Here is a 22,204-nt window from a genome sequence, read left to right on the forward strand (position 1 = left end):
TGCATTGCTCCTTTTGAAAAGTATAGTGTTTCTTGCAGTATAGCGTAATTTTAGGAAAGTTTTGAAAATAATGTAAGGTGAAAAACAGTCATAAAATTAATTGAATATTTTCCCATCTGATATATAATAGTGATAATTGTATTTTTCAAGAAATGAGATGATTGTATGGCAGTATTGTTAGCTCTTATTCCGATTATGATGATTTTTATTTGCTTATTTGTATTTAGGCAAACATCACTGAAAGCATCGTTAATTTCTTATGCTGTGTGTTGTGGAATCGTTTTACTAACACCGATGTTTCGCCTGCAAATGGGAGAGATTGTCCATGCAACAATTAAAGGTGGCCTTATTTGTTTTATTGTCGGATATGTTTTGTTTTTTGGTATTTTTTTATTTCACCTTATGAATAAAATGGGGTATATCAATCAAGTTGCACGCTTTATAGAACACGTTACACATGATCGTTTGCTGCAAATGCTGCTTATGTGTTTTGGAATTTGTCCTCTTATTGAATCGGTCAGCGGATTTGGAATCGGCTTTATGGTTGCCGCTCCTATTTTTCTTTCGCTCGGTTATAAACCGTTTCAAGCAGTCTTACTATCGTTTATCGGTTTATTGGCTAGTTCATGGGGAGCGATGGCAACCGGAACGATTATTGGGTCACAGCTTATCGGTATGTCGCTCACAAAAATGGGGGTAGGGACAGCCCTATTAAGCATACCTTTCTTCGCTTATTTTATAATCCTATCTTTATATGTAATTGGCGGTTGGTCAGCGGTGATGCAAAAGTGGAGAGAAGCGGCTGGATTTTTTCTATTATTCTCTTTATCCATCTATCTGTCTAATGCATATGTTAGCGTTGAATTAGCTGGGATTTTAAGCTCGATTGTAACAATCACGTTCGGTTTTATTATTATTAAAATGAAAGAAAAGCAAGGGAAGGAACTATACTCGGAACATGCAGCTACAGCGCAGCAGGAAGTGTCCATTGTGAAAATTGTAAGTCCGTACTTATTTTTAACAGTGTGTATACTACTATCTCGTATGATTCCATCGTTTCATAGTATGCTGCAATCATACGCTGTTCTTAACTTGCCAGCCTACTCTTACAAGCTAGAATTATTGTATTCACCAGGATTTTGGCTTGGGGTTACTTGTTTATTTACCATTATTTTCTTCCGTTTTCCTTCTACTATAATAAAACAATCTTTTTCTCAAACAGTGAAACAATGGATCCCATTTGCGATTACTACGACAATGTTCATTGCTATTTCGGAATTAATGGGTGCAGCAGGCATGCATTCATTGTTAGCGGAAGCAGCTGGGAATACATTTGGAATAATGTTTGTTTTTATTGCTCCGTTCATCGGTGCAATTGGGGGATTTTTAACGGGAAGTAACGCCGGATCGAACGCCATGTTTATTAAACTACAAATGCAAACAGCGCAGAATGTAGGACTTCCGTGGCAATTTGTCGCAACGCTGCAAAATACAAGTTCTTCTGTAGCGACAATTGCTTGCCCGTCACGGATTACACTTGGCGCTTATTTATGTAATATTCCGTTTCGAGAAAATGAATTACTGAAGAAGACCACGCTTATTATTTTTGGGGCTGTGTTGATTGTAGTGGGAGAAGTGATTGTGTGGTATGTATTACAATAAAACATTTGAAAGAAAATCCTCTGTTTTAGGAGGATTTTCTTTTGTTATAGGATAATTTGTAAGTAGTAAGAGCTTCGATTAAATAGATAGGAGATGAATTATATGCCCTTAAAAAACTATGGAGTCTTAAAAGGTATAGCACTACAATCTATGATAGGAAAAGGGAAAACACCTCATTATCAAGTTCATTTGCAAGGGGAAGCAGAAGTAGAATACCGTATTGCAATTAATGTAAAATCGCAAAGTTATCCATCAGAAGTATTATATTTTGCAAGTGAAAATATTCAATCGGAAGCCATTACGATTTTACCGACATTACCATTTGGTTTTACGGAAGTGAAAAATAATGAACCAAGGGTTGCGTTAGATTATGTGAGGGGGAATGTATTTGATTCGAAACAGATGATCCCTTTGCCACCTGAAAAATCAGGAGCTAACAATGATTTAAATGAAAAAATGGAACATTATATAAAAAGAGCAATACAGGAGAAGGCAATTATTTACGCGTTTGGAGAACGATGGGGTCCGGAAAATAATACTCCAGATTCATACTTTCATTTCAAACCTGGTAATGGTATACACGATATTCATATGAATCAAGGGAATGTGGAAAAGTGGGAAAAGGACAATGGAATATGGCAGGACGGCGGAATACTCATTCACTTTGAGAAAGAGCAGCAATGGGTTGGAATCTTTCTTGCATTTCAGTCGCAGTCTTGGTGTACAGATGAACAGGGGCACGCGCGTATTCCTGTTGAACATTGTAATTATAAGACAGGGGATAAATAAGAATAATAGAAAACAGCTAGTTCATTTTAGAACTAGCTGTTTTTATTTTATAAAGAGTATAGCTGATTCCAACAGAAATACATGAAAATAATATTGCAACGCTAGAAAAAGCTAGTAAGTACGTATTGTATTTTACGATATTTCCTATTAGCGTATCGCTGTTATAATGGAAAATTCCTGCTACCACATTGAAAAGAAGAAGGAACACAAATATTGTGATAAGCCCGTTTAATGCGCCTTCTATATCTGGTTTACTTAAGGAAATATGTGTAGAAATACAAATTGCTATAAAAAGAAAAAACCAAAAAGAAGGATTGAATAGGTTACTAGTAGTAAGAAGGCTTTTTAATAATATGAATGATGAGAAAAAGATATTTTGAATCATTTCACCATTTATATTTGATGCTTGGATGTTTGTTTCAAGATAACTCATAAATAATGAATAGGATTGCGGTACTAAATAATACATGGAGAGTATTAATGCTGTAATCCCTGAGAAAATAGGAGCAATACCGATGAAAAAATTGCCTATTTTTTGATACATACTTCTTGAATTATATTGGTGTTTTACATAGCCTAAATAACCGTTACTTGTATTGGTTGGGAACCACTGGATACCTATGATTTGATGTTTAAATAATACACACATAAAGGCATGTCCAAATTCGTGAATTGGAACACCAATCCACGCGGTTAAGAGAAAACCTTTTCGGCCAAAGGTTCTTGTCCAGTATGTTCGTGTAAGTGATTCTAAATAACCTAATAAAAAACCAACCAAAATGATGCTACCAATTAAAGAAAATAATTGTATAAAACTAGTAATAAATATGTTAAAAAGTGAGTTTGCAAATTCCATTCTTTTCATCCTATCTATTTGGCTTTTATTGATGTCTATTTTTCTATGAAATACGAGTTTTGTAAAGTTTTTTAAATATTGTGTATACCTATATAAATACAAATTAGAAAACCGACATAAAACCCTTCTTTTTAGGTGGGAGAAAGCATCCGTTCATGCATAGAAGCGGTCAGATTCTTTTCCTGCCCAGACATAGTGAAAACAAAGAGAGAAAACGAGTGTAGGTTACCTTTTGTTATCCATAGCCGCGGCTTATATGTCGAAAAATCAAAATAGATTTATATATATGCCGATATCAACTCATATAGGTATACAACCTTATTTCGTGAGTCATGTTTCGTCTCCTAGTACATATATTGAATCTGTGACGGCTTAGAAGATACATACTAAGGGAGATGATAGGATGACGTGTCCGAATTGTAAAATAGAGAATACCAATGAAGCGAAGTTTTGTGGTAGTTGTGGACATTCATTTACAGAGCCAGTTTTAGCGACTAGTCAAAGTGCAGAGCAGGGTGAAGAGCGAACGTATGAAGTGGCGGCACCAGTGCAAGAAAGACGTTCGAATGAAAACGTAAATCAGGCGAAGCAATTTGCTAGTGGCTACTTTCAATTTTTTAAGAATGCGTTAAAATTTCCAACTGCAATTATGAAAAGTGGGCATATTGAAGTAAGGAATGGAATTACAAGCCTTGTTCTTATTTGTTTCTTATTGGCTTGTACCTTTTACCGAATGATGAGTACGACTGTATCAATTGCAACAGGTATTATGAGTGAAACAGGAGCTGACTTTGCCCCTGAGGCAACACCATCCGTTTTTGGCGAATCATTTAAAGTCTTTTTATTTTTACTAATTTTATTTCTTTTTATCGGATTTATCGTTTTTTTAAGCGGCAAGTTCATGAAATCATCTTTTTCTTTTTTAGAAGCACTAGGCGTGTGGGGGACAGTTTCGACCCCGGTTGTCGCTTTACTTGTTGTAGCGTTCTTATTTAGTTTTGTATTAATTTTTCTACTACCACTTTTTTTAGGTTTTGCCTTAATGTGTATGAGCGTCAGTACAATTGTTTCGATACTAAAGCTAGACCGGGGTGGGGTAGATCCAGTTTACACATTGCTTATTGCCTATATATTAATGACGATTGCAAGCTATATCGTACTTGGGGCTTATATGAAAATGATTTTTGATACTTTATTGGGAGGCCTAACAAACTTCTAATGAAAGGTGGATGAATCGATGAATATTTGTACGAAGTGCGGTTTACAGTTAGATGATGGACAACAATTTTGTCAGCAGTGTGGTCATGACATATCGAATGAACCGGAACCACCTGTACCAAAGTCAAGGAGGATGAGCAAAGGAAAGAAAATATGGTTCGCGATTTTAGCCATTTGTATCATTTGTATTGGTGGGGCATATTTATATGGAGCGAAATATTATTCGGCTGAAGCACAAATTGATAGAATTGTTACCATTCTACAAGAAAGAAATACAGAAAAATTAATAGACGTCGTTAAAACAGATGATCCGCAATTTTTAGTCGATGAAGAGACTGTGAAGCCACTTTTCAATTATATAAAAGAATATCCGTCTTATATTACAGAGTTAAAAGCCTCTATTCAACAGCAAAAAAAGAAACAGAATGAAGTGGGAAAAGTAGACTTTGCACTGACAAAGGATGGGAAGTATTTCTTTTTATTTGATCGTTATAAATTAAAAGCAAAAACATATTATGTGTCACTACTTGCAGATGAAAAAGACGCAGTACTTAAAATGAATGGGAAAGAGTTAGATAAAACAAACGATAAAATGTTTGAAAAGCAATATGGACCTTTCTTTCCTGGTCTTCAAATATTTCAGTCAGAGTATAAAAATGAGTACGTGAAGTTACAGCGTGAGGAAAAGGTTTTGCTTATGAAACAGAGTCAAAATAATGTAACGGTCGATTTAGCGTTAAAGGGTCACTATATTACGATTCAAACGAATGTAACGGGAGCCACATTGTATGCCAATCAGAAACCGATTACGACGTTAATGGGGGAAGAGATAAAATGGGGACCAGTGGCTACGGACGGGAGCGTCTCTATTTATTTAGAAAAAGATGGACCAAGCGGTAAAGAACGAACAAAGGTAGAAAATGTAACGACCGGCCAATCGTATACACTCTCGTTTCAAAAAGAACCCGAAAAACAGCCGGCGCCTTCCGAGTCAACACCGCCACAATATTCATATAATGATTTTTATTTTCGTGATAGCCACCTCCGTAAACTAACGAGTGCAAACTTACGGAATTTAACAAAAGGACAGCTGCAGATTGCGAGAAATGAGATATATGCTCGACATGGGCATATCTTTGAATCAAAAGAAATGCGTGCATACTTCTTAAAGCAATCTTGGTATCGAGAAAATTCGTATTATACCGGTGAGTTAAATGAAGTAGAGACGTATAATGCTGAGCTGATTAAAAGTATGGAGTAAGGTGCGCTATGAACTATATAAATACAAATTAAAAAACCGACATAACCCCCTTCTTTTTAGGTGGGAGAGAGCATCCGTTCATGCATAGCCGCGGTCAGTTCCTTTTCCTGCCCAGACATAGTGAAAACAAAGAGAGAAAACGAGTGCAGGTCACCTTATGTTATCCATAGCCGCGGCTTATATGTCGAAAAATCAAAATGGATTTATATAGCATATTAATACTCTATCTTATTAGACATGCCACTTTACCTATCGCGTTTATATGATGTTTGAAAATAACCCAACTTCTAGGTTTTTCATACAATTGCTTGTCTTTTTATTTTTTAATAAAGAGAAAAAACTTCATGAAGAAAAGGATTTATTTACGGAGAATTTGGATACGGTAAAACAGTAGAGAGTAAGCAAAGGAGTGGTTTGGTGAATTATATAATCATCGGCGGGGATGCAGCTGGAATGAGCGCAGCCATGCAAATTATTAGAAATGATAAAACGGCAAAAGTCATTACGTTAGAAAAGGGTGAAATATATTCATATGCACAGTGTGGTCTTCCATATGCTATTAGCGGTAAAATTCCTTCTACAGAAAAGTTAATTGCGCGGGATGTTGAGACGTTTCGTAATAAATACGGGATTGATGCGAAAGTACATCATGAAGTGACACGGATTGATACAGAAAATAAAGTCGTACATGGAATCTTTGCAGAGACGGAGGAAGCATTTCAATATGAATACGACCGCTTGTTAATTGCGACGGGAGTAAGACCTGTTATGCCAGATTGGGAAGGGAAGAATCTGAAAGGGATTCATCTTTTAAAAACAATTCCGCATGCAAAGCAAATATTGGAGACTTTGCAAACGTATCATGTAGAGCAGATAACGATTATTGGCGGCGGAGCCATTGGTCTTGAAATGGCTGAAACATTTGTGGAGCTTGGTAAAAAAGTACGAATGATTGAACGAAATGATCATATTGGTACGATTTATGATGCTGATATGGCAGCATACATACAGGAAGAAGCGAAGAAACATAACATTGAAATTGTAACAAATGAAAATGTAAAAGCGTTTAAGGGGAATGGGAAAGTAGAATCCATTGAAACAGATAAAGGAACATACAAAACTGACTTTGTTTTAGTATCGGTTGGTGTACAGCCAAATACCGACTTTCTCGAAGGGACAACGATTCGTACAAATAAAAAAGGGGCAGTTGAAGTAAATGCCTATATGCAGACGAATGTAGAAGACATTTATGCCGCAGGAGATTGTGCAACGCATTATCATATCGTAAAAGAAATACAAGACCATATCCCGATCGGTACAACTGCGAATAAGCAAGGACGTATTGCTGGGATGAATATGATTGATAAACGAAGAGCGTTTAAAGGTACTCTCGGAACCGGCATTATCAAATTTATGGGGCTCACATTAGCAAAAACAGGTTTAAATGAAAAAGAGGCAAGTGGATTAAAGCTACCATATAAAACGGTTAAAGTAGATTCTACAAACATGGCGGGTTATTATCCGAGTGCAAAACCATTACATGTAAAATTAGTATATCGCTCGGACACAAAACAATTACTAGGTGGACAAGTGATTGGAGGAGAAGGCGTGGACAAACGAATCGATGTCATTGCCATGGCACTCTTTCATAAAATGAGCATTCATGATTTAGAAGATGTCGATTTAAGTTATGCACCGCCATACAATAGTGTATGGGATCCGATTCAACAAGCGGCACGACGAGCGGAATAGCAGCCTTCGTAACTAGTAAAATGCCCTCCTTGAAATATTCAAGGAGGGCATTTGTATCTTCTGAATCTATTGTTTAAAGGATCAACCTTCTAGTAATAATGATTTTGGATCTTCAAGCATTTCTTTAACGGCAACAAGGAAGCTAACTGCTTCTTTTCCGTCTACGATACGGTGATCGTAAGATAGAGCAAGGTACATCATCGGACGGTTTTCCATGCGTTCTGCATCAATCGCAACTGGTCTTACTTGGATTTTATGCATACCGAGAATACCAACTTGTGGGCTGTTTAGGATTGGTGTTGACATAAGGGAACCGAACACGCCTCCGTTTGTAATTGTAAATGTGCCACCTTGTAGTTCTTTTAATGTAAGTTTGTTATCGCGAGCTTTTTTACCAAGATTACGAATTTCGCTCTCAATTTCAGCGAAGTTTAATTGGTTTGCATCACGTACAACAGGAACCACTAATCCATCTGGAGCTGCTACAGCAATTCCGATATCATAAAATTTCTTTAAGATAAGCTCGTCGCCTTGAATTTCAGCATTTAACAATGGGAATTGTTTTAATGCTGCAACAACTGCTTTTGTGAAGAATGACATAAAGCCAAGACGAACATCATGTTTCTTTTCAAACGCATCTTTACGTTCTTTACGTAGTGCCATGATTGCAGTCATATCAACTTCATTAAATGTTGTTAACATTGCAGAAGTTTGTTGAACTTCTACAAGACGTTTTGCAATTGTTTGACGGCGGCGGGACATTTTCACGCGCTCAACTGGTTTTTCAAATTCAGTAGTTGCAGCTGGTTTAGGACTTGTTTTTTCTTGTTTTGGCTGTTCTTTTGGTGCAGCAGCATGTGCTTGGACATCATGCGGTCTTACTCGGCCAAGTGGATCCGTGCTGCGTACTTCATTTAAGTCAATTCCTAATTCTCTTGCCATTTTACGAGCAGCCGGTGATGCGATTGGGCGGTCTGTATTTGGAAGTCCTTGTAGCGCTTGTGGACTTTGAGTATTAGAAACCTCAGCCTTTGGTGCTTCAGTAACTTCTGGTTTTGGTTGTTCTTTTGGTGGAGCAGGTGTACTTACTGCAGTGCCGTTTGCATCTAAAATTGCAATAACGGAGCCAACTTCAACTGTATCCCCAGGCTCTCCTAATAGTTTTGATACAATACCTGAATCTTCTGCAATGATTTCTACATTGACTTTGTCTGTTTCAAGCTCAACAACGCTGCCACCTTTCTCAACTTTGTCGCCTACATTGATAAGCCATTGTGAGATAGTTCCTTCTGAAATAGATTCTGCAAGCTCAGGTACTTTAATTTCGATCATTTTAAATGTCCTCCCCTTATTTGCCTAACGGTGTGTTTTATCTTCTTTTTTCTTCGGTAATCTCCAGTTTTTCCAGCTTGATTGGGCAGACCCTTTTCAAAGAGTAGGAAGAGTTCTGCCCAAATGAGCTAGGGTGGTGCACTTTCATATTTAGTTGCTAAAAACTTCTATTTCCTGTTTGTCTTGGCGGAAGTTATATCTTGCATCTAATGCATGTGCCACGATTAATTCTTGCTCTGCTCGGTGTGCATGTGGATCGCCACCTGATGGACTTGAACGGTCTGGACGTCCGATATAGCCCGTTTTCACCTTGTCACCAGCGAGTTCGAATAGAATTGGGGCCATATAATGCCAAGCACCCATATTTCGTGGTTCTTCTTGCACCCATACGATCTCTTCTAAGTTTTTAAAACGTTTTATAATAGATTGAACTTTTTCAGCAGGGAATGGGTACAATTGCTCAATGCGAACAATGTGCACTTCATCTAAATTATGCTGTTGTTTACCAGATTCAATATCTGCCGCTAAATCGATTGCCATTTTACCAGTTGTTAAGACAAGACGTTTTACTTTGTTTGGTTTTGTACCAAGGTTCTCTTGTTCTAGTGCAGCTTGGAAACGCCCTTCACTTAATTCAGTACCAGCTGAAGTTGTAAGTGGGTGACGCAATAAGCTTTTTGGTGTCATGATTACTAACGGACGTACAGCCTCTGTTCCAAGAATGGATGCTTGACGGCGTAAGATATGGAAGTATTGTGCCGCACTTGTTAAGTTTGCAACAGTCCAGTTGTTTTCCGCAGCAAGCTGTAGGAAGCGTTCTGGGCGCGCACTAGAGTGTTCAGGACCTTGACCTTCATAACCGTGAGGTAAAAGAAGGACTAGACCTGATTTTTGTCCCCATTTTGCTCTTCCTGCTGAAACATATTGGTCAAATAATGCCTGTGCAGTATTTGAGAAATCACCGTACTGTGCTTCCCACATAACGAGAGTTTCTGGAGCGAATACATTATAACCATATTCATAACCGACAACAGCAGCTTCTGATAACGGACTGTTATGAACAGAGAAAGAAGCGCGTGTATTTGGCAAGCGGTGCAATGGTGAATATGTTTCGTTTGTTTCTGTATCATGTAGTACGATATGACGGTGTGCGAATGTACCACGTTGTGAATCCTGTCCTGTTAAACGAATTGGCGTACCATCTTGTAAAATCGTAGCGAATGCTAAAGATTCAGCAAGAGCCCATTCCACTTTACCGCCATCTTCAAGAGCATCTTTACGACGTTCAAGAATTTTCTTCACTTTAGGGTATACGTTAAAACCTTCCGGCCATGCTAGAAGACCATCGTTCAATGCGCGTAATGTTTCGAGAGGAAGACCTGTATCAATTGGTTGAATTCCTCTTGCAACTACGTCTGGAACTTTAACATGGATTGTTGCTGCACTAGTATCAGCAGGTGGTACTTGTGCATATTCCGCTTTTAGATGTTCTTGTACGAACTGCGTAATTGTTTCAACTTCGTCTGCATTTAGAACACCTTCAGCTTGCAGTTGATCTGCATATAACGCTCTTACAGTAGGATGTTTTTTGATTTTCTTGTAAACTTGAGGTTGTGTAACTGCTGGGTCATCCATTTCGTTATGACCATAACGACGATAGCCGATTAAGTCGATTAGGAAATCTTTTTTGAAACGCATGCGATATTGAATCGCAAGGTCAGCAGCAGCAAGACAAGCTTCAGGGTCATCAGCGTTCACATGAACAATCGGAATATCGAAGCCTTTCGCAAGATCACTTGAATATCTTGTTGAACGAGAATCAAAGCTATCTGTTGTAAAGCCGATTGCGTTATTTGCAATAATATGAATGGTTCCACCTGTTTGATATGCGTTTAGTCTGCTTAAGTTTAACGTTTCAGACACGATACCTTGACCAGGGAATGCCGCATCACCATGGACTAAAATAACAAAAGATTTAGATACGTCTTGTTCTGGATAACCAGCTTTTTGGCGATTTTCTTGTGCTGCGCGTGCATAACCTTCTACAACAGGGTTAACAAATTCAAGATGACTTGGGTTATTCGCTAAAGTAACTCGTGTACGAGCAGTTTCAGATCCGACAACTTGCTCTTTACCTAAGTGATATTTCACGTCTCCCGTCCATCCAATACTGCTGTTAATTGCAGCTTCGGATTTATCGGATTTTATTGTTGCATGTTTGAATTCAGCAAACATGTGACCATATGGTTTTTCTAATACGTGAGCAAGTACGCTAAGACGTCCTCTATGAGCCATTCCAATCATAACGTCGTTTACGCCATTAGTTGCACCTTCAGAAATAATCTCATCAAGTACAGGTACAAGCATATCAACGCCTTCGATAGAGAAGCGTTTTTGACCGACAAATGTTTTATGCAAAAATTGCTCGAAACTTTCAACAGCTGTTAAGCGTTTTAAGAGAGCAGTTTGTTTTTTGTTTGTTAATGGGTGACGCAAGGAATTTGATTCCACCATTTGATGCAACCATGCACGTTCTTCGCTATCTTGTACATGAGCGAATTCATAGGCTAAAGATTTCGTATAAACATCTTTTAATCTATTAACCGCATCAAAAGCTGTTTGAATATCTCCTGGTGCATCTGCCCAAACTGTTTTAGCTGGAATCGCTTTCAAATCGCTATCGCTTAATCCATGCATTGTTGTATGTGGTAACGATTGTCCATCAGTATGTTCTTCCATTGGATTAATGTGAGCGGATAGATGACCGAATGAACGGATACTCTCTACGATTTGTACCGCTTTAATAATGTTTTCAATGTCTGCCGTGTTTTGAGAAGGAAAATTTGTTTCCGTGTTGTTCCCCGCTGTGACATCAGTCTGAAATGGAGGAGCTCCCCAATTTGCAAAAAGCTCTTTTAATTCCGGATCAACAGAACCTTCCTCAGTCACGTAACGATCATACTGTTCAATAACATAGCCAAGGTTCGGACCATGGAATTTGATCCAAGGGTTTGTATTTGTATTCTTCCTCGTCATTTGATTAAACCTCCCAATGCATTAGGCCTCTCCTTATGATTGGAAAAGGATGCATTTTTTGCTCTTTTCATAATTGATGAACCAGTAATGAATGTAAATTTTATCTTTACTCTTATGTTATTACAATAATTTACATAATACCAAACACTATTACTTATCTGTTTTGTGGAAAAACATTCACAATTACTTATCACCCAGGTTAATCTTTTATGTTATAAAGTAATTTTGAGGAAAAAAATGGGTGATTTCAATTGGTACATCCGTACTTGAAATAAAATAGAATACAAAATTCTGCACGGGAAAATAATTGTAATTATAAGAATGTTTTGTCAAAGTGTGATTTGATTTATGTATATTAAAATAATAAGCGCTTTCAAGAATATTATACAACAATATAACGGAATATAATATAAAAAATAAAAAATTATGAATTTAGCATAAACTTTATTTCGATAGTGTTAAAGAATGAAAGAAAAAATGAAGTATTTGCTTATAAGTGATGATTATTATAAAAAATCGTCTACAAGTCGTTAGTTTTTGCAAATATAGCAGAAAATTGCTCTAATATGATGTCTTGCTTTATTCATACAGGATAAGAATTTTAGTGTGCTAAAAAATAAAGTGCATATAGCTATACTAATTTTTCTTAATGGTAAATGATTGATATAGCAAATTTGTAAATTTAGGTAAAGTGATAAACAAGCTGGTGCAACCTGGCAGGAGCTTATTTACTCATTTCATTAGTTATACTTTTCCATCCAGGTCATAAAAATAATCATGATAGCAAAAAAAGAAGATGGCGTAGTAGGGGGAAGAAGATGAGTGACAATACAATTGTTAAGTTTCTTGTTGAACGTAGCAGGTTAATTGAAGAAAAGACAAACATGTACTTTCGGAAATTTTAGTAATTATTGACAAATTCAGAAAACATTATTATTATAATTTAAAATTGAACATGAATAAGCGTTGAAAAGAAGAGTAGTTAAGGGGAAATCATTTACAGAGAGCTCCCAATAGCTGAAAAGGAGCAATAATCAACTTAACGAATAAAGCCTTGGAGCTTCTTACCAAACTAATTTTGAAATTAGGGATAGTAAGACGGGTTCTCCCGATATAGAGATAGGGTATAGATATACCTGAAGAGGTTGATATGGCGACATATCAACAAACTGAGGTGGTACCACGAAGATAAAACTCTCGTCCTCAAGATTTATATATCTTGGGGGTGAGAGTTTTTATTAATTTCGGCTATATTTCAAAAATACATGTTAATGAAATGGATGGTGACAAACTTTGAATCCTATATTATTAGAGATTCCATCTACATTAGAAACAGAAAGATTAATATTGCGAATGCCATTAACTTGAGATGGAAAAGTGGTAAATGAGGCAATTAAAGCTTCCATAAATGAATTAAGCTCCTGGTTGCCATTTGCACAGAACATCCCTATTTTAGAAGAAACAGAAATTAATATGAGAGAAGCACACATAAAGTTTTTAAAACGAGAAAGTTTCCGTTTTCTTATTTTTCATAGAGAAACACAAGAATTTATAGGGTCTTCAAGCCTTCACAATATAGAATGGGAAATTCCAAAATGTGAAATAGGTTACTGGATCAATACTAAGTTTAGTGGTAATGGCTATATGATAGAAGCAATAAATGAATTAACTAACTTGGCGATGAAAAAATTAAAATGTAGGCGATTAGAGGTTAGATGTGAGTCTACAAACATAAAAAGTCGCTCCATACTTGAAAAATTAGGTTTCAAGTTAGAGGGAATTCTTAGGAATGAAGATTTATCCGTAGACGGAAAACATCTTACAGACACATGTGTTTATGCAAAAACGGAGTAAGAATTGTAGGGGGATTCCCATCTCAGTTTAATAAAATCTAATTTTAAACGACGGTATTGTTACTAATTTTGAGTAAAATAAATACAAGTCAAAGAATAATAAACAATTATTTTAACACCGTTTGAATTTTTCAAACGGTGTTTTGCGTATTTATGGCAGCAGAATTAAACAAATGTATTGTTATTTATCAATAGAAGAAAAGCACAAAGATATATTGGAAGATTTGTTACATTATTAATAGTATGCTTTTTCATGAGAACAGATAAGACGGAGAGTTATTATGTGGTTAGGGAAAATATGGGTTAGTTATGTAAAGGAAACTTGACGTAAAGGTTCCTTTACAATTATACTGTGATTAAGTGAGGAGGGAGAAATTTCCTTGGAAAATAAATTAGTGGAATATAGAAAAAAATATGGGCTTTCTCAAGAAAAGCTAGCTGAAACACTGGGTGTTTCAAGACAAACAATTATTTCAATTGAAAAAGGAAAGTATGATCCTTCTCTTCCTTTAGCATTTGAGATTGCGAAAACATTTCATACAACCATCGAGAACGTATTTCTTTATGAGAGAAAAGCAAAGTAAATTTACATAAGGGGGAATACAGATGAACTATTCACAAAAATACTTTTTAATCATGGGGATTTTCTTTTTTGCAATGGGAGCGTTTATGGTGTTTGCAGGTATCATGACGCATTCTACACCGCCAGCGCCAACGTATACATTATTGGCAATGATGGTAATGTGCTTTTGTTTAAGTTACTTACATCCGCAGTTTAAAGAGAAAGATGAACGTATGAAGTTGATTCGTCAAAAGGGAATGTTCTATTCATACTTCGCGTTGTTGACGTATTACCTTATTTTTTCTATAGGTCTAAATTTGAATTTATTTACATTATCTGCGATTGAACTGCTTAATATATTAATGGCTTTAACGATTAGTACGGTTTTCCTATCATTTGTAGTTTTGTCTAATAGATATTAAGAACGTTTTTAAACGTATTATTAGTAAATATAAGAAGGGGGAAGGAAAATGCAATTTCTTTATACATTTGGTATAGGTCTCATTTTATTTGTAGCAATGTATTTGTTTATTCGTAAAGATATTACAAAGGATAATACGCTGACGAAGAGGGGATTTTATAAACTCATTGGCTGTTTAGTTGTGATGTTTGTGGGGATTGTTGTTTTAGTTGTGGTGATAAGTAAGGGACTGTAAAAAGAATAAATAATGAAAAACCTATTTTTGCTGATTTATAAAAATAGGTTTTTTCATTTAAATGCTCGCCTTATTTTACATAAAATGTGTTAGTGAAGAATGATCCTAAATAGTCACCATTTGTGTGAAAAACTTCAACTTTAAGACGATAAGTTCCTTTGCCATGAACTCCTCCGTTTGTTCCGTCTGTATTAATGGAGATTCCAAAATACTCTTCTGGTAATGCGTACCAGCCTTTAAATGTTTTTGTGTCAAGGTTTCCATCATTTTTCCATTTGCCGTTGACTAGTTTCTCTGGTTGAATATGAACACGAGTTTCAAAATCATCATCATTTTTGATTTTTGCTGTAATAGGATTTGGATAAGTGAAGTTTGTTCGAGTTGTATTTACAGAAACTCCGTTTAAAGAAGCTGCAGCTGCTTGTGTAGTCGGTTTAATCATTTCTACAGTTGTGAAACTTCCAAATGTTAATGCTCCGATTAAAGTTATTTTTCCTAATTTCATCATGTGTTTGTCCTCCGATATAATTAAGTAATTAGAGCAGTTTGATGACATGCTCAGCTCGTATTACAACACTGATTGTTTAGATATTTTAATTATACATGAAAATAATGGTAATCAAAGAATTTTATTCTGAATATTCATTTTTTTGAGAGTGAATAATCCTTAATTCGCTTTATCCCGCATTAACGGGCAGTAATACCCCCACTGATTAAAGTTTCACTTTATTTTGTTCTGCTTTTTCAGCGTATTCGTTATTGGAGTAATTCGCGAGTCCTTCATTTAATCCTTCATCGTGTTCGAACATGCAACATTGAAACTTCTTATTGTCTCTGTTCTTGGTAGAACATAAAAATCACATCCACTAAAGGAACAAAGTTACAAATACAAGAGAGGCATCTAATTAAAGTGAAGGTGCACACTACTTTATTTACAAAACAAACGAACGCAAATAACGATCATTTAGAGGGCTAATGGTTTTTATCTATTAAGGGAAGGGGGGGATGCTAACTCATTTTCTGTGTGTTCAAGAAATTGATTTGCTTCCTCTAATGACCAAGTTTGGACATCTTTTGTTTCAATGCGAAGTAGCTGTACGAGTGCCATCATATTTTGACTGATAAGTTGCCAAGTGACAGCTTGTTTGAAGAACTAAGCAAAGTAGAGCTAGAGGTAGTTGTAAATTCAGTAGAACCAATAAATGAATCATAAATAAAAGAATCCCCGCGGGGACAGGGATTCAAGGGGATGGATGGACGGAAAGTCGTTTATTGTCGAAAAGTAACGAACTCGACAAATTAATAGTAACACGAATTTTCGGAAAACCAGCATGATAAATGTGTCCAAATCGTATACAAATTACGTGCAAAGGAAAAGCGGTAGAAATGGAGAAACGAATCGCAAGGTTAAAAGAGGAAAACCCTACAAATAAAAACTCTACCCTCAGGATATAGAGAATAGAGTTCGCGGATGTAGTTACTGGATTATTTGAACGGTTAACGCCAGCAACAAAATAATAGAATAATTATTCAGAAAAAACTAAGTGAATGTGTCCAAATTTCAAACAAAGGGGAAATGAGAGATGGAAAATACAAATGAAATCCCAAAACTAGAAACAAAGCGTAATAATTAATGATGTGTATTGCGATTCCAAGATATATTCTCTTTTAAAACATGAATATGATAAATTCTGATAAACATCGTAAATAAAGTAAAGTTGAATAGATCAAAACATTATGAAAAATAATCATATTTCTTTGGATGAAATAACTCAACAAAAATTTTATTTTGTACAACAAAGCAGTTAGCTCAATCAGCTAACTGCTCGGTTGCCCTTAGGGAGAAGGGAAAGATTAGGTGCATAGAGTTAATAGCTGTTTAACAGCCTATCTACAGTATGGACGGAGTTTTAAATATTATTCGTTACAAGATTTGTATTTTGTAATTTACCTTAAAAGCGTTGATGAATGTACACGATAGTAACGAAAAATAAACCGGATCCTTTGACAGAACCGGTACTTTTTCTTTTATTGAAATAGTTGCGGGAATTGCTTTATTATTCCTGCAGTAAGTGCATCTGCCATTTCTAAAGCTTCCTTCTCAATTTTGTCATACAATTGAACACCTGACTGATAATCTTTACTTAGGATGGATACTGCTTCAGATTTAGTCAATGCCAGATGTTCATAAAACATTTTCCTAAATTCTTCTTTAGGTATATATGGATTTATACTGCTTAAGAATTCAACAATGTCGTCTGCATTGGCGTACCATTTTCTTTCTGCAATTGATGCGGCGTTTTGATCGCCAGCCTTTGCTGCTTTAACAAGATCCGCGGCGATTACTAAGTGATCTTTTATCAAATTACTATATTTTTCTGCTACATTTTTACCATAGAAAAGCTTGAGTGGATTTCCCATATCCGGAGCGTTTTGAAGGAGACGTGTAATAGCAAAGTTAACATCAGGCAAATTAAAAATAATGCTGATGATGGCCATCCTTGTCCAAGCAACATGTTGTTCCTATAGTAAACGCATATAACTTTTTAAATCAACTTCAGCCTTACTGATGCGATAATTCCGTGCCATCGGAAATGCAGATGGTGGATTCCAAATTACATATGGCGTATGATGTACGAAATAACTGGATTCCCAATAAGGATACATAATGATTACACCCCTTTGACCATATATACCTCACGTTATGATAAAGTCCATTACTATGTTCTCGTGTCCAAACATTTTTTTCATATGTTTAGGGTGACATCATCAAGTTACGTATTTAAATGATTCCATAGATGTAAAAAATCGAATCTTTATGTGCAAACTCGTATTCTACTCATGATAAATAGTATCGCAAATATATCATACGAAACGATAAAACTCATCAGAAGCCTACAGTGTGACTGTTAACCATGTAGTAACTGTTCAAGGCGATGTTGCTTTAGGTGGTTCTAACCAAGATCAATTCCAACAAGATATTAAACAAACAGTTGTCGAAACTGTAGGGGGAAACTCTCGAATTGGCAACGGTGACTTTATGAGAGATTTAAGACAATCAATTCGACAATACTAAGAAGCTTTACTAGGTGGGGACTGTATAATGCAATTATGATTTAGTTGGTTTTACAGAAACGACATGTTGTACAAATATTGTTGCACTTAATAAAGTTTGAAGCTAAGGAGTTTACAGTTTAGTAGCTGTGGGCTCCTTTTTCATGAATTATCGTTTTAATCCACTGTAAAAAATTCCTATGAGCAGGTAAAATATTCTTCTTTTCAATCATTCTCTCGTGGTAAAATATTCTACATAAATATTTAAAAGGGGAATGGTTATGAGTCTGATAAAAATTACTCCAGAACGTTTGGATCAGTCTGCTAAGTTGGTGCAAGATATAAAGCATACTTTAGATAATATTCACAAAGACCTTTATAATCAAACAGAATACATAGCTTCTCAGTGGACAGGTGCAACGAGTCAAAAATTTTATCAAATGTTTAACGAAGCAAAACCGAAAATTTTTAATGTCAATAACCTATTTGATAAAATTTCAGAAGAACTCAAAAATTCCGCTAAGAAATTCCGCGAAGCAGACCAAGTGGATTATATGATAGCGAAGGCACAATCTCAAAAAGATGTAGAGTATTTGAAAGGAAGTATAGAAAAAAAAGAAGGTGATAGATTCGGATTAAAAGCTGAAGGAACTTTAATGGAAGCAAACAATGCAATTACAGATAAATCAAGTCTCACCTTTAAAGCAGGAAGTGCTTCAGCAGAGTTTAATTTACCTTATAGTTTTGATGCTATTAAAGAAGACGTTTTGAAAAAAGATATGATAGGTATAAAAATTGAAGGAGCAGTAGCAGAAGAATCTATTAAAATTGATGCTCCTCCGAGATTTGGAGAGAGCCTTACTTTAACTAGTAAACAGGGGACAGCCTCTTATGTCTATGGAATTGAAGGGTATTCTTTTAAAAGTGAAACGATGATAGCGTTGCAAACATATGAAGCGGAAATTACTAAAATTAAGATACCTGATTATATTCCTGTATTAGGTGATTATGATATAAGTGTTAAAGGTGAGATTATAATAGGTGGATATGGTTATAGATTCCGCGCAGGTGAAGAATCAGGATTTGCTGCAACAGCTCCTAATGGTTATGGCGGAGGAGTTACTTTTAAATTTCAGAAAGAAGAGTGATAATGGAATGCGCAAATTTTCAAAAATAATTATATGTATTGGTGCATTAATAATGATTATACTGGGCATGGTTGTACATGATACATGGAAGGACAGGATTTACTTTTCCTTAGCTGTACTTTTTGTTACCGCACTTTCTTTATTATGGAACATAGTTGCTCATAATATTATGGATAAATTTAGAAAAAAGGAGAATAAATAATTATGAAACTTTTACCAATAGGAACAGTTGTGAAACTAGAAGATATAGAACAATTTGTTATGATTATTGGAAGAATGGTGACTTCAGCAGATAATCGTGATTTTGATTATATAGGTGTTCCTTATCCAGTTGGCTATCTAGGAGAGGAAAAAGCATTATGCTTTAATTACGATAAGATTGTGGAGGAAATGCATAGAGGTTATATGACTGAAAGTGAATTAGTACTACGTGAAAAGTTAATAGAAATGTAAGCAAAGTAATATTTATAATATGTCCTTTGAGAGGGAAGCTCCTAGTTTGTAGCTAGGCGTTGTTTTATATACACTTCAGTAGGAATAGAACAAACCACTATTATGGTGGAACTAATGGCAAACGGAGACGGTGGAGGTTGATCTCCTTAATTAAAGGACTAACAGGAACAGGGAGAAATCCTTGTTTTATTTTTTTGTGGATAATTACCGAGTGGAGTATCATTAAATTAGAAGAAATAGAGGAGGCAAAATAACATGCAGCCATTTAAAGCGGGGAAGATTATTACATATGTTGCAATTGCTATATTTCTTGTAGTTGCTATTATATCTCCTTATGAATTACCTAAAAAGATTTTCTTTATTATTAGTGTTATTATTCTAGGAGCATTCGCACTTGGTACTAATAAGTTATATGAATGGATATTTAATAAATTTAAAAATAAATAAGATTTAACATAAGGTGGAAGAATTTAAAATATGGGTAAATCGTTAAGAATTATTTCCCTTATGGTAATATGGAATCTTCCCACCACTTCTCAAAAAGAAAAGATTATCTCTACAGGTACCAAATTATCTGTGGGGATTACTTCGATAATATTGTTAGAATATATATTTAGATACATAAAAATAGGAAGAAACAATAGAACTCTATTCCTGATCAATTTAGTGGTAAAATATTATGGTGATGGTGTGTTTATGAAATTTAAAACACATAGAGAAGGTTTTTAAGCCAGTTAAAAATGAAACGTATTGTTGCTATATTTACAAAATTGTATTAGAGATAATGTCTGTTAGTGTAACTAACAAATTTAAAAAGAAGAGAGAGAAGATAAAATGAAACTTTTACCGATTGGAACAGTTGTGAAACTAGAAGAGGTAGAACCAATCATTATGATTATTGGAAGAATGGTTGTTTCAGCAGATAAACGTGATTTTGACTATGTAGGTGTTCCTTATCCTATTGGCTATTTAGGTGATGAAAAAGTATTATGCTTTAATCACGATAAGATTGTAGAGGAAATGCATAGAGGTTATATGACTGAGAGTGAATTAGTACTACGTGAAAAATTAATAGAAATGTAAAGAAGTTCAAAAAAGACATATAGATTCTAAAAATATGATAGGGGAAAATAAAATGGGAAAGATAATGAGAATCCTTGTAATCATTGGTATACTTGTTCCCCCTGTACTGATGTGGAGTGTGCCTGACATTCCTCAAAATGATAAACTTCTCTTTACAGGTTTACAACTATCTGTAGGATTTATCTCAGTAGTAGCGTTAGAGATTATATTTAGAAACCGAAAAAAGAAGAGGACAAAATAAATATGGATTTTTACATAAAGGTTATATGACTGAAAGCGAATTGTTCTTACGTGAAAAGCCATTAGAAATGTAAACAAAGTGATATTCATAATATGTTCTTTGAAGTGTGTGCTCCTAGTTTATTGCTAGGAGTTATTTTGTACATATCTCAGTAGACAATCAACAAACTATTAGTCCAGTGAAAACCATGGCAGATGGAAACAATGGAGGTTGATCTCTTTAATTAAGAATTAACAGGAGCGGGGAGAAATCCTTGCTTTATTTTTTTGTACATAATTATAGCATTTCATGAGAAGGTGGTTTACGATGAAGCAAAAGAAAAAATATAAAAATTTGTTTTTTGTACATTAATTTGATTTTCTATGGAAAGATATGTTAGTAAATATACGAATTGAATGCTCTATTTTTGAGAGTATGAAAGGAGAGTATTATATGGAAAAAATTGAAGTAGGCGAAATTTTTACCCTTAGCGATGAGAGTGATCAAGAGCAGGAAGTTGAAGTGCTAGGAACGATGAATGTCGAAGGTGCAGAATACATTGCTGTCGGCTTTGTAGAAGACGTTCAAAAGGAAACAGATGAAGACATTGATATCTTCTTTTTAAGAGTAGAACATGATGGTGAATTGTCATACATTGAAAGTGACAAGGAGTTTGAAAAAGTATCTGCTGCTTTCGAGGGAATTATGGATGAGCAAGATTGATATTGGTTGGACACAGATTTAATCCAATTCATATTCCGTGGTTGTATTCGTAAAGGACAGTCAATGCATTGTTATATACCATCTGAAAGAATGCGAAGTTTATTGAAAGATTGGGCGGATTATAAGATTTAGAAGAAGGCGGGCTAATATCATAGCTCGTCTAATTTTTTGAAAAAATCATTGGAATTATTCAAATCAAAGAAAACAACGTACACCTATATTATTTCTTCCTAAACTTTAATAAAGGACTTGTATCGCTTAATTCAACAAAGAACGGAAAAAGAAATAAAAAAGGTAAAGCATGAGCACCAAATTCAAACGTATCATCTGAAAGATACTGTCTTCCATAACAATATGGACAATCCTTGCCATCATTTTGCATGAGAAGTGACCATACATCTTTTGCTTTCCATTTTGTTTTACAATTCGTACAACGAGTCATAAAACTCCTCCTATTTGTTTTTAGTCCATTCTTTGAATTTCACTTTATTTATTTTCCAAAATATTCTATTTAATTATACATAAAGTAAATACTATAGTAAATGA

23 protein-coding genes, 1 pseudogene and 1 other annotated feature are annotated in these 22,204 nt (G+C 35.3%); of the genes and pseudogenes, 17 read left to right on the top strand and 7 right to left on the bottom strand.

Features of this window, described 5'->3' with window-relative positions; all coding sequences use genetic code 11:
* Positions 1 to 165: 165 nt before the first annotated feature.
* Positions 166 to 1,662: an L-lactate permease gene (locus QRE67_RS06105; protein ID WP_286124011.1), complete on the top strand. Its 1,497-nt coding sequence runs from the start codon at positions 166 to 168 to the stop codon at positions 1,660 to 1,662.
* 102 nt (positions 1,663 to 1,764) lie between these two features.
* On the top strand, positions 1,765 to 2,451 hold the full coding sequence (locus QRE67_RS06110) for a DUF2278 family protein (RefSeq protein ID WP_286124012.1): 687 nt from the start codon (positions 1,765 to 1,767) through the stop codon (positions 2,449 to 2,451).
* A 16-nt stretch (positions 2,452 to 2,467) separates the two neighbouring features.
* Here QRE67_RS06110 and QRE67_RS06115 read toward each other — a convergent pair whose 3' ends face one another.
* A complete protein-coding gene (locus QRE67_RS06115) occupies positions 2,468 to 3,316 on the bottom strand; it encodes a hypothetical protein (protein ID WP_286124013.1) in 849 nt (282 codons plus the stop codon).
* Positions 3,317 to 3,710: 394 nt separating this feature from the next.
* Between QRE67_RS06115 and QRE67_RS06120 the strand changes: the two genes are divergently transcribed.
* The 3 genes from QRE67_RS06120 to QRE67_RS06130 all read left to right on the top strand — a co-directional run bounded on the left by QRE67_RS06120 (position 3,711) and on the right by QRE67_RS06130 (position 7,538).
* A complete protein-coding gene (locus tag QRE67_RS06120) occupies positions 3,711 to 4,526 on the top strand; it encodes a DUF6574 domain-containing protein (protein WP_286124014.1) in 816 nt (271 codons plus the stop codon).
* Between the two features lie 18 nt (positions 4,527 to 4,544).
* Complete coding sequence (locus QRE67_RS06125) at positions 4,545 to 5,786, top strand: TcaA 3rd/4th domain-containing protein (protein ID WP_286124015.1); 1,242 nt, start codon at positions 4,545 to 4,547, stop codon at positions 5,784 to 5,786.
* A gap of 417 nt (positions 5,787 to 6,203) precedes the next feature.
* The gene (locus QRE67_RS06130) at positions 6,204 to 7,538 is read left to right on the top strand and encodes an FAD-dependent oxidoreductase (protein WP_286124016.1); all 1,335 of its coding nucleotides are present in this window, start codon (positions 6,204 to 6,206) and stop codon (positions 7,536 to 7,538) included.
* An 81-nt stretch (positions 7,539 to 7,619) separates the two neighbouring features.
* On the opposite strand, the gene odhB is transcribed toward QRE67_RS06130, so the two are convergent.
* Together odhB and QRE67_RS06140 are read right to left on the bottom strand one after the other, a co-directional pair.
* Complete coding sequence (odhB, locus tag QRE67_RS06135; RefSeq protein ID WP_286124017.1) at positions 7,620 to 8,870, bottom strand: 2-oxoglutarate dehydrogenase complex dihydrolipoyllysine-residue succinyltransferase; 1,251 nt, start codon at positions 8,868 to 8,870, stop codon at positions 7,620 to 7,622.
* 150 nt (positions 8,871 to 9,020) lie between these two features.
* Positions 9,021 to 11,906 carry a 2-oxoglutarate dehydrogenase E1 component gene (locus tag QRE67_RS06140; protein ID WP_286124018.1) on the bottom strand — a complete coding sequence of 962 codons (2,886 nt, stop codon included), beginning with the start codon at positions 11,904 to 11,906 and terminating at the stop codon, positions 9,021 to 9,023.
* Between the two features lie 957 nt (positions 11,907 to 12,863).
* Positions 12,864 to 13,114 (top strand) — a binding site (T-box leader).
* A gap of 85 nt (positions 13,115 to 13,199) precedes the next feature.
* Here QRE67_RS06140 and QRE67_RS06145 point away from each other — a divergent pair.
* From QRE67_RS06145 to QRE67_RS06160, 4 genes and pseudogenes are all read left to right on the top strand, one after another.
* Positions 13,200 to 13,760 (top strand): annotated as a pseudogene (locus tag QRE67_RS06145) (GNAT family N-acetyltransferase).
* Positions 13,761 to 14,139: 379 nt separating this feature from the next.
* Positions 14,140 to 14,343, top strand: coding sequence for a helix-turn-helix transcriptional regulator (locus QRE67_RS06150; protein ID WP_286124019.1), 204 nt, complete (start codon positions 14,140 to 14,142; stop codon positions 14,341 to 14,343).
* A gap of 22 nt (positions 14,344 to 14,365) precedes the next feature.
* The gene (locus QRE67_RS06155) at positions 14,366 to 14,743 is read left to right on the top strand and encodes a permease (RefSeq protein ID WP_286124020.1); all 378 of its coding nucleotides are present in this window, start codon (positions 14,366 to 14,368) and stop codon (positions 14,741 to 14,743) included.
* Between the two features lie 48 nt (positions 14,744 to 14,791).
* Complete coding sequence (locus QRE67_RS06160) at positions 14,792 to 14,977, top strand: DUF3976 domain-containing protein (protein WP_286124021.1); 186 nt, start codon at positions 14,792 to 14,794, stop codon at positions 14,975 to 14,977.
* A gap of 70 nt (positions 14,978 to 15,047) precedes the next feature.
* On the opposite strand, the gene QRE67_RS06165 is transcribed toward QRE67_RS06160, so the two are convergent.
* From QRE67_RS06165 to QRE67_RS28835, 3 genes are all read right to left on the bottom strand, one after another.
* Complete coding sequence (locus tag QRE67_RS06165; protein WP_286124022.1) at positions 15,048 to 15,485, bottom strand: DUF5065 family protein; 438 nt, start codon at positions 15,483 to 15,485, stop codon at positions 15,048 to 15,050.
* 1,520 nt (positions 15,486 to 17,005) lie between these two features.
* A complete protein-coding gene (locus tag QRE67_RS06170) occupies positions 17,006 to 17,476 on the bottom strand; it encodes an acetylglutamate kinase (RefSeq protein ID WP_483298663.1) in 471 nt (156 codons plus the stop codon).
* A 24-nt stretch (positions 17,477 to 17,500) separates the two neighbouring features.
* Positions 17,501 to 17,644 carry a hypothetical protein gene (locus QRE67_RS28835; protein ID WP_483298664.1) on the bottom strand — a complete coding sequence of 48 codons (144 nt, stop codon included), beginning with the start codon at positions 17,642 to 17,644 and terminating at the stop codon, positions 17,501 to 17,503.
* A 235-nt stretch (positions 17,645 to 17,879) separates the two neighbouring features.
* Here QRE67_RS28835 and QRE67_RS06175 point away from each other — a divergent pair, with 235 nt between their 5' ends.
* The 8 genes from QRE67_RS06175 (at position 17,880) to QRE67_RS28840 (ending at position 21,790) form a co-directional block, all read left to right on the top strand.
* Positions 17,880 to 18,053: a hypothetical protein gene (locus tag QRE67_RS06175; RefSeq protein WP_286124023.1), complete on the top strand. Its 174-nt coding sequence runs from the start codon at positions 17,880 to 17,882 to the stop codon at positions 18,051 to 18,053.
* Between the two features lie 259 nt (positions 18,054 to 18,312).
* Complete coding sequence (locus QRE67_RS06180) at positions 18,313 to 19,179, top strand: WXG100 family type VII secretion target (protein WP_286124024.1); 867 nt, start codon at positions 18,313 to 18,315, stop codon at positions 19,177 to 19,179.
* A gap of 204 nt (positions 19,180 to 19,383) precedes the next feature.
* The gene (locus tag QRE67_RS06185) at positions 19,384 to 19,632 is read left to right on the top strand and encodes a DUF4176 domain-containing protein (protein ID WP_286124025.1); all 249 of its coding nucleotides are present in this window, start codon (positions 19,384 to 19,386) and stop codon (positions 19,630 to 19,632) included.
* Between the two features lie 255 nt (positions 19,633 to 19,887).
* Positions 19,888 to 20,079: a hypothetical protein gene (locus QRE67_RS06190; RefSeq protein WP_286124026.1), complete on the top strand. Its 192-nt coding sequence runs from the start codon at positions 19,888 to 19,890 to the stop codon at positions 20,077 to 20,079.
* Between the two features lie 387 nt (positions 20,080 to 20,466).
* The gene (locus QRE67_RS06195) at positions 20,467 to 20,715 is read left to right on the top strand and encodes a DUF4176 domain-containing protein (RefSeq protein ID WP_286124027.1); all 249 of its coding nucleotides are present in this window, start codon (positions 20,467 to 20,469) and stop codon (positions 20,713 to 20,715) included.
* Between the two features lie 52 nt (positions 20,716 to 20,767).
* Complete coding sequence (locus QRE67_RS06200; protein WP_286124028.1) at positions 20,768 to 20,956, top strand: hypothetical protein; 189 nt, start codon at positions 20,768 to 20,770, stop codon at positions 20,954 to 20,956.
* Between the two features lie 432 nt (positions 20,957 to 21,388).
* On the top strand, positions 21,389 to 21,658 hold the full coding sequence (locus tag QRE67_RS06205; protein ID WP_286124029.1) for a DUF1292 domain-containing protein: 270 nt from the start codon (positions 21,389 to 21,391) through the stop codon (positions 21,656 to 21,658).
* A gap of 6 nt (positions 21,659 to 21,664) precedes the next feature.
* Positions 21,665 to 21,790, top strand: a complete 126-nt coding sequence (locus tag QRE67_RS28840) for a YonV C-terminus-related protein (RefSeq protein WP_502874002.1) — start codon at positions 21,665 to 21,667, stop codon at positions 21,788 to 21,790.
* Between the two features lie 88 nt (positions 21,791 to 21,878).
* Here the strand turns inward: QRE67_RS28840 and QRE67_RS06210 are convergent, their stop codons facing one another.
* Entirely contained in the window at positions 21,879 to 22,100 is a 222-nt protein-coding gene (locus tag QRE67_RS06210) for a hypothetical protein (RefSeq protein WP_017149849.1), read from the bottom strand.
* Positions 22,101 to 22,204: the final 104 nt, after the last annotated feature.

The sequence above is a fragment of the Bacillus sp. DX3.1 genome, assembly GCF_030292155.1.
Classification (GTDB): Bacteria; Bacillota; Bacilli; order Bacillales; family Bacillaceae_G; genus Bacillus_A.

Coding starts and splice junctions, on each gene's coding strand:
- QRE67_RS06180 (WP_286124024.1), top strand. CDS start 18,313: ATGAGTCTGATAAAAATTACTCCAGAACGTTTGGATCAGTCTGCTAAG.
- QRE67_RS06105 (WP_286124011.1), top strand. CDS start 166: ATGGCAGTATTGTTAGCTCTTATTCCGATTATGATGATTTTTATTTGC.
- QRE67_RS06125 (WP_286124015.1), top strand. CDS start 4,545: ATGAATATTTGTACGAAGTGCGGTTTACAGTTAGATGATGGACAACAA.
- odhB (WP_286124017.1), bottom strand. CDS start 8,870: ATGATCGAAATTAAAGTACCTGAGCTTGCAGAATCTATTTCAGAAGGA.
- QRE67_RS06170 (WP_483298663.1), bottom strand. CDS start 17,476: ATGGCCATCATCAGCATTATTTTTAATTTGCCTGATGTTAACTTTGCT.
- QRE67_RS06155 (WP_286124020.1), top strand. CDS start 14,366: ATGAACTATTCACAAAAATACTTTTTAATCATGGGGATTTTCTTTTTT.
- QRE67_RS06200 (WP_286124028.1), top strand. CDS start 20,768: ATGGGAAAGATAATGAGAATCCTTGTAATCATTGGTATACTTGTTCCC.
- QRE67_RS06205 (WP_286124029.1), top strand. CDS start 21,389: ATGGAAAAAATTGAAGTAGGCGAAATTTTTACCCTTAGCGATGAGAGT.
- QRE67_RS06195 (WP_286124027.1), top strand. CDS start 20,467: ATGAAACTTTTACCGATTGGAACAGTTGTGAAACTAGAAGAGGTAGAA.
- QRE67_RS28835 (WP_483298664.1), bottom strand. CDS start 17,644: ATGTATCCTTATTGGGAATCCAGTTATTTCGTACATCATACGCCATAT.
- QRE67_RS06120 (WP_286124014.1), top strand. CDS start 3,711: ATGACGTGTCCGAATTGTAAAATAGAGAATACCAATGAAGCGAAGTTT.
- QRE67_RS06210 (WP_017149849.1), bottom strand. CDS start 22,100: ATGACTCGTTGTACGAATTGTAAAACAAAATGGAAAGCAAAAGATGTA.
- QRE67_RS06115 (WP_286124013.1), bottom strand. CDS start 3,316: ATGAAAAGAATGGAATTTGCAAACTCACTTTTTAACATATTTATTACT.
- QRE67_RS06185 (WP_286124025.1), top strand. CDS start 19,384: ATGAAACTTTTACCAATAGGAACAGTTGTGAAACTAGAAGATATAGAA.
- QRE67_RS06165 (WP_286124022.1), bottom strand. CDS start 15,485: ATGATGAAATTAGGAAAAATAACTTTAATCGGAGCATTAACATTTGGA.
- QRE67_RS06110 (WP_286124012.1), top strand. CDS start 1,765: ATGCCCTTAAAAAACTATGGAGTCTTAAAAGGTATAGCACTACAATCT.
- QRE67_RS06190 (WP_286124026.1), top strand. CDS start 19,888: ATGCAGCCATTTAAAGCGGGGAAGATTATTACATATGTTGCAATTGCT.
- QRE67_RS06140 (WP_286124018.1), bottom strand. CDS start 11,906: ATGACGAGGAAGAATACAAATACAAACCCTTGGATCAAATTCCATGGT.
- QRE67_RS06160 (WP_286124021.1), top strand. CDS start 14,792: ATGCAATTTCTTTATACATTTGGTATAGGTCTCATTTTATTTGTAGCA.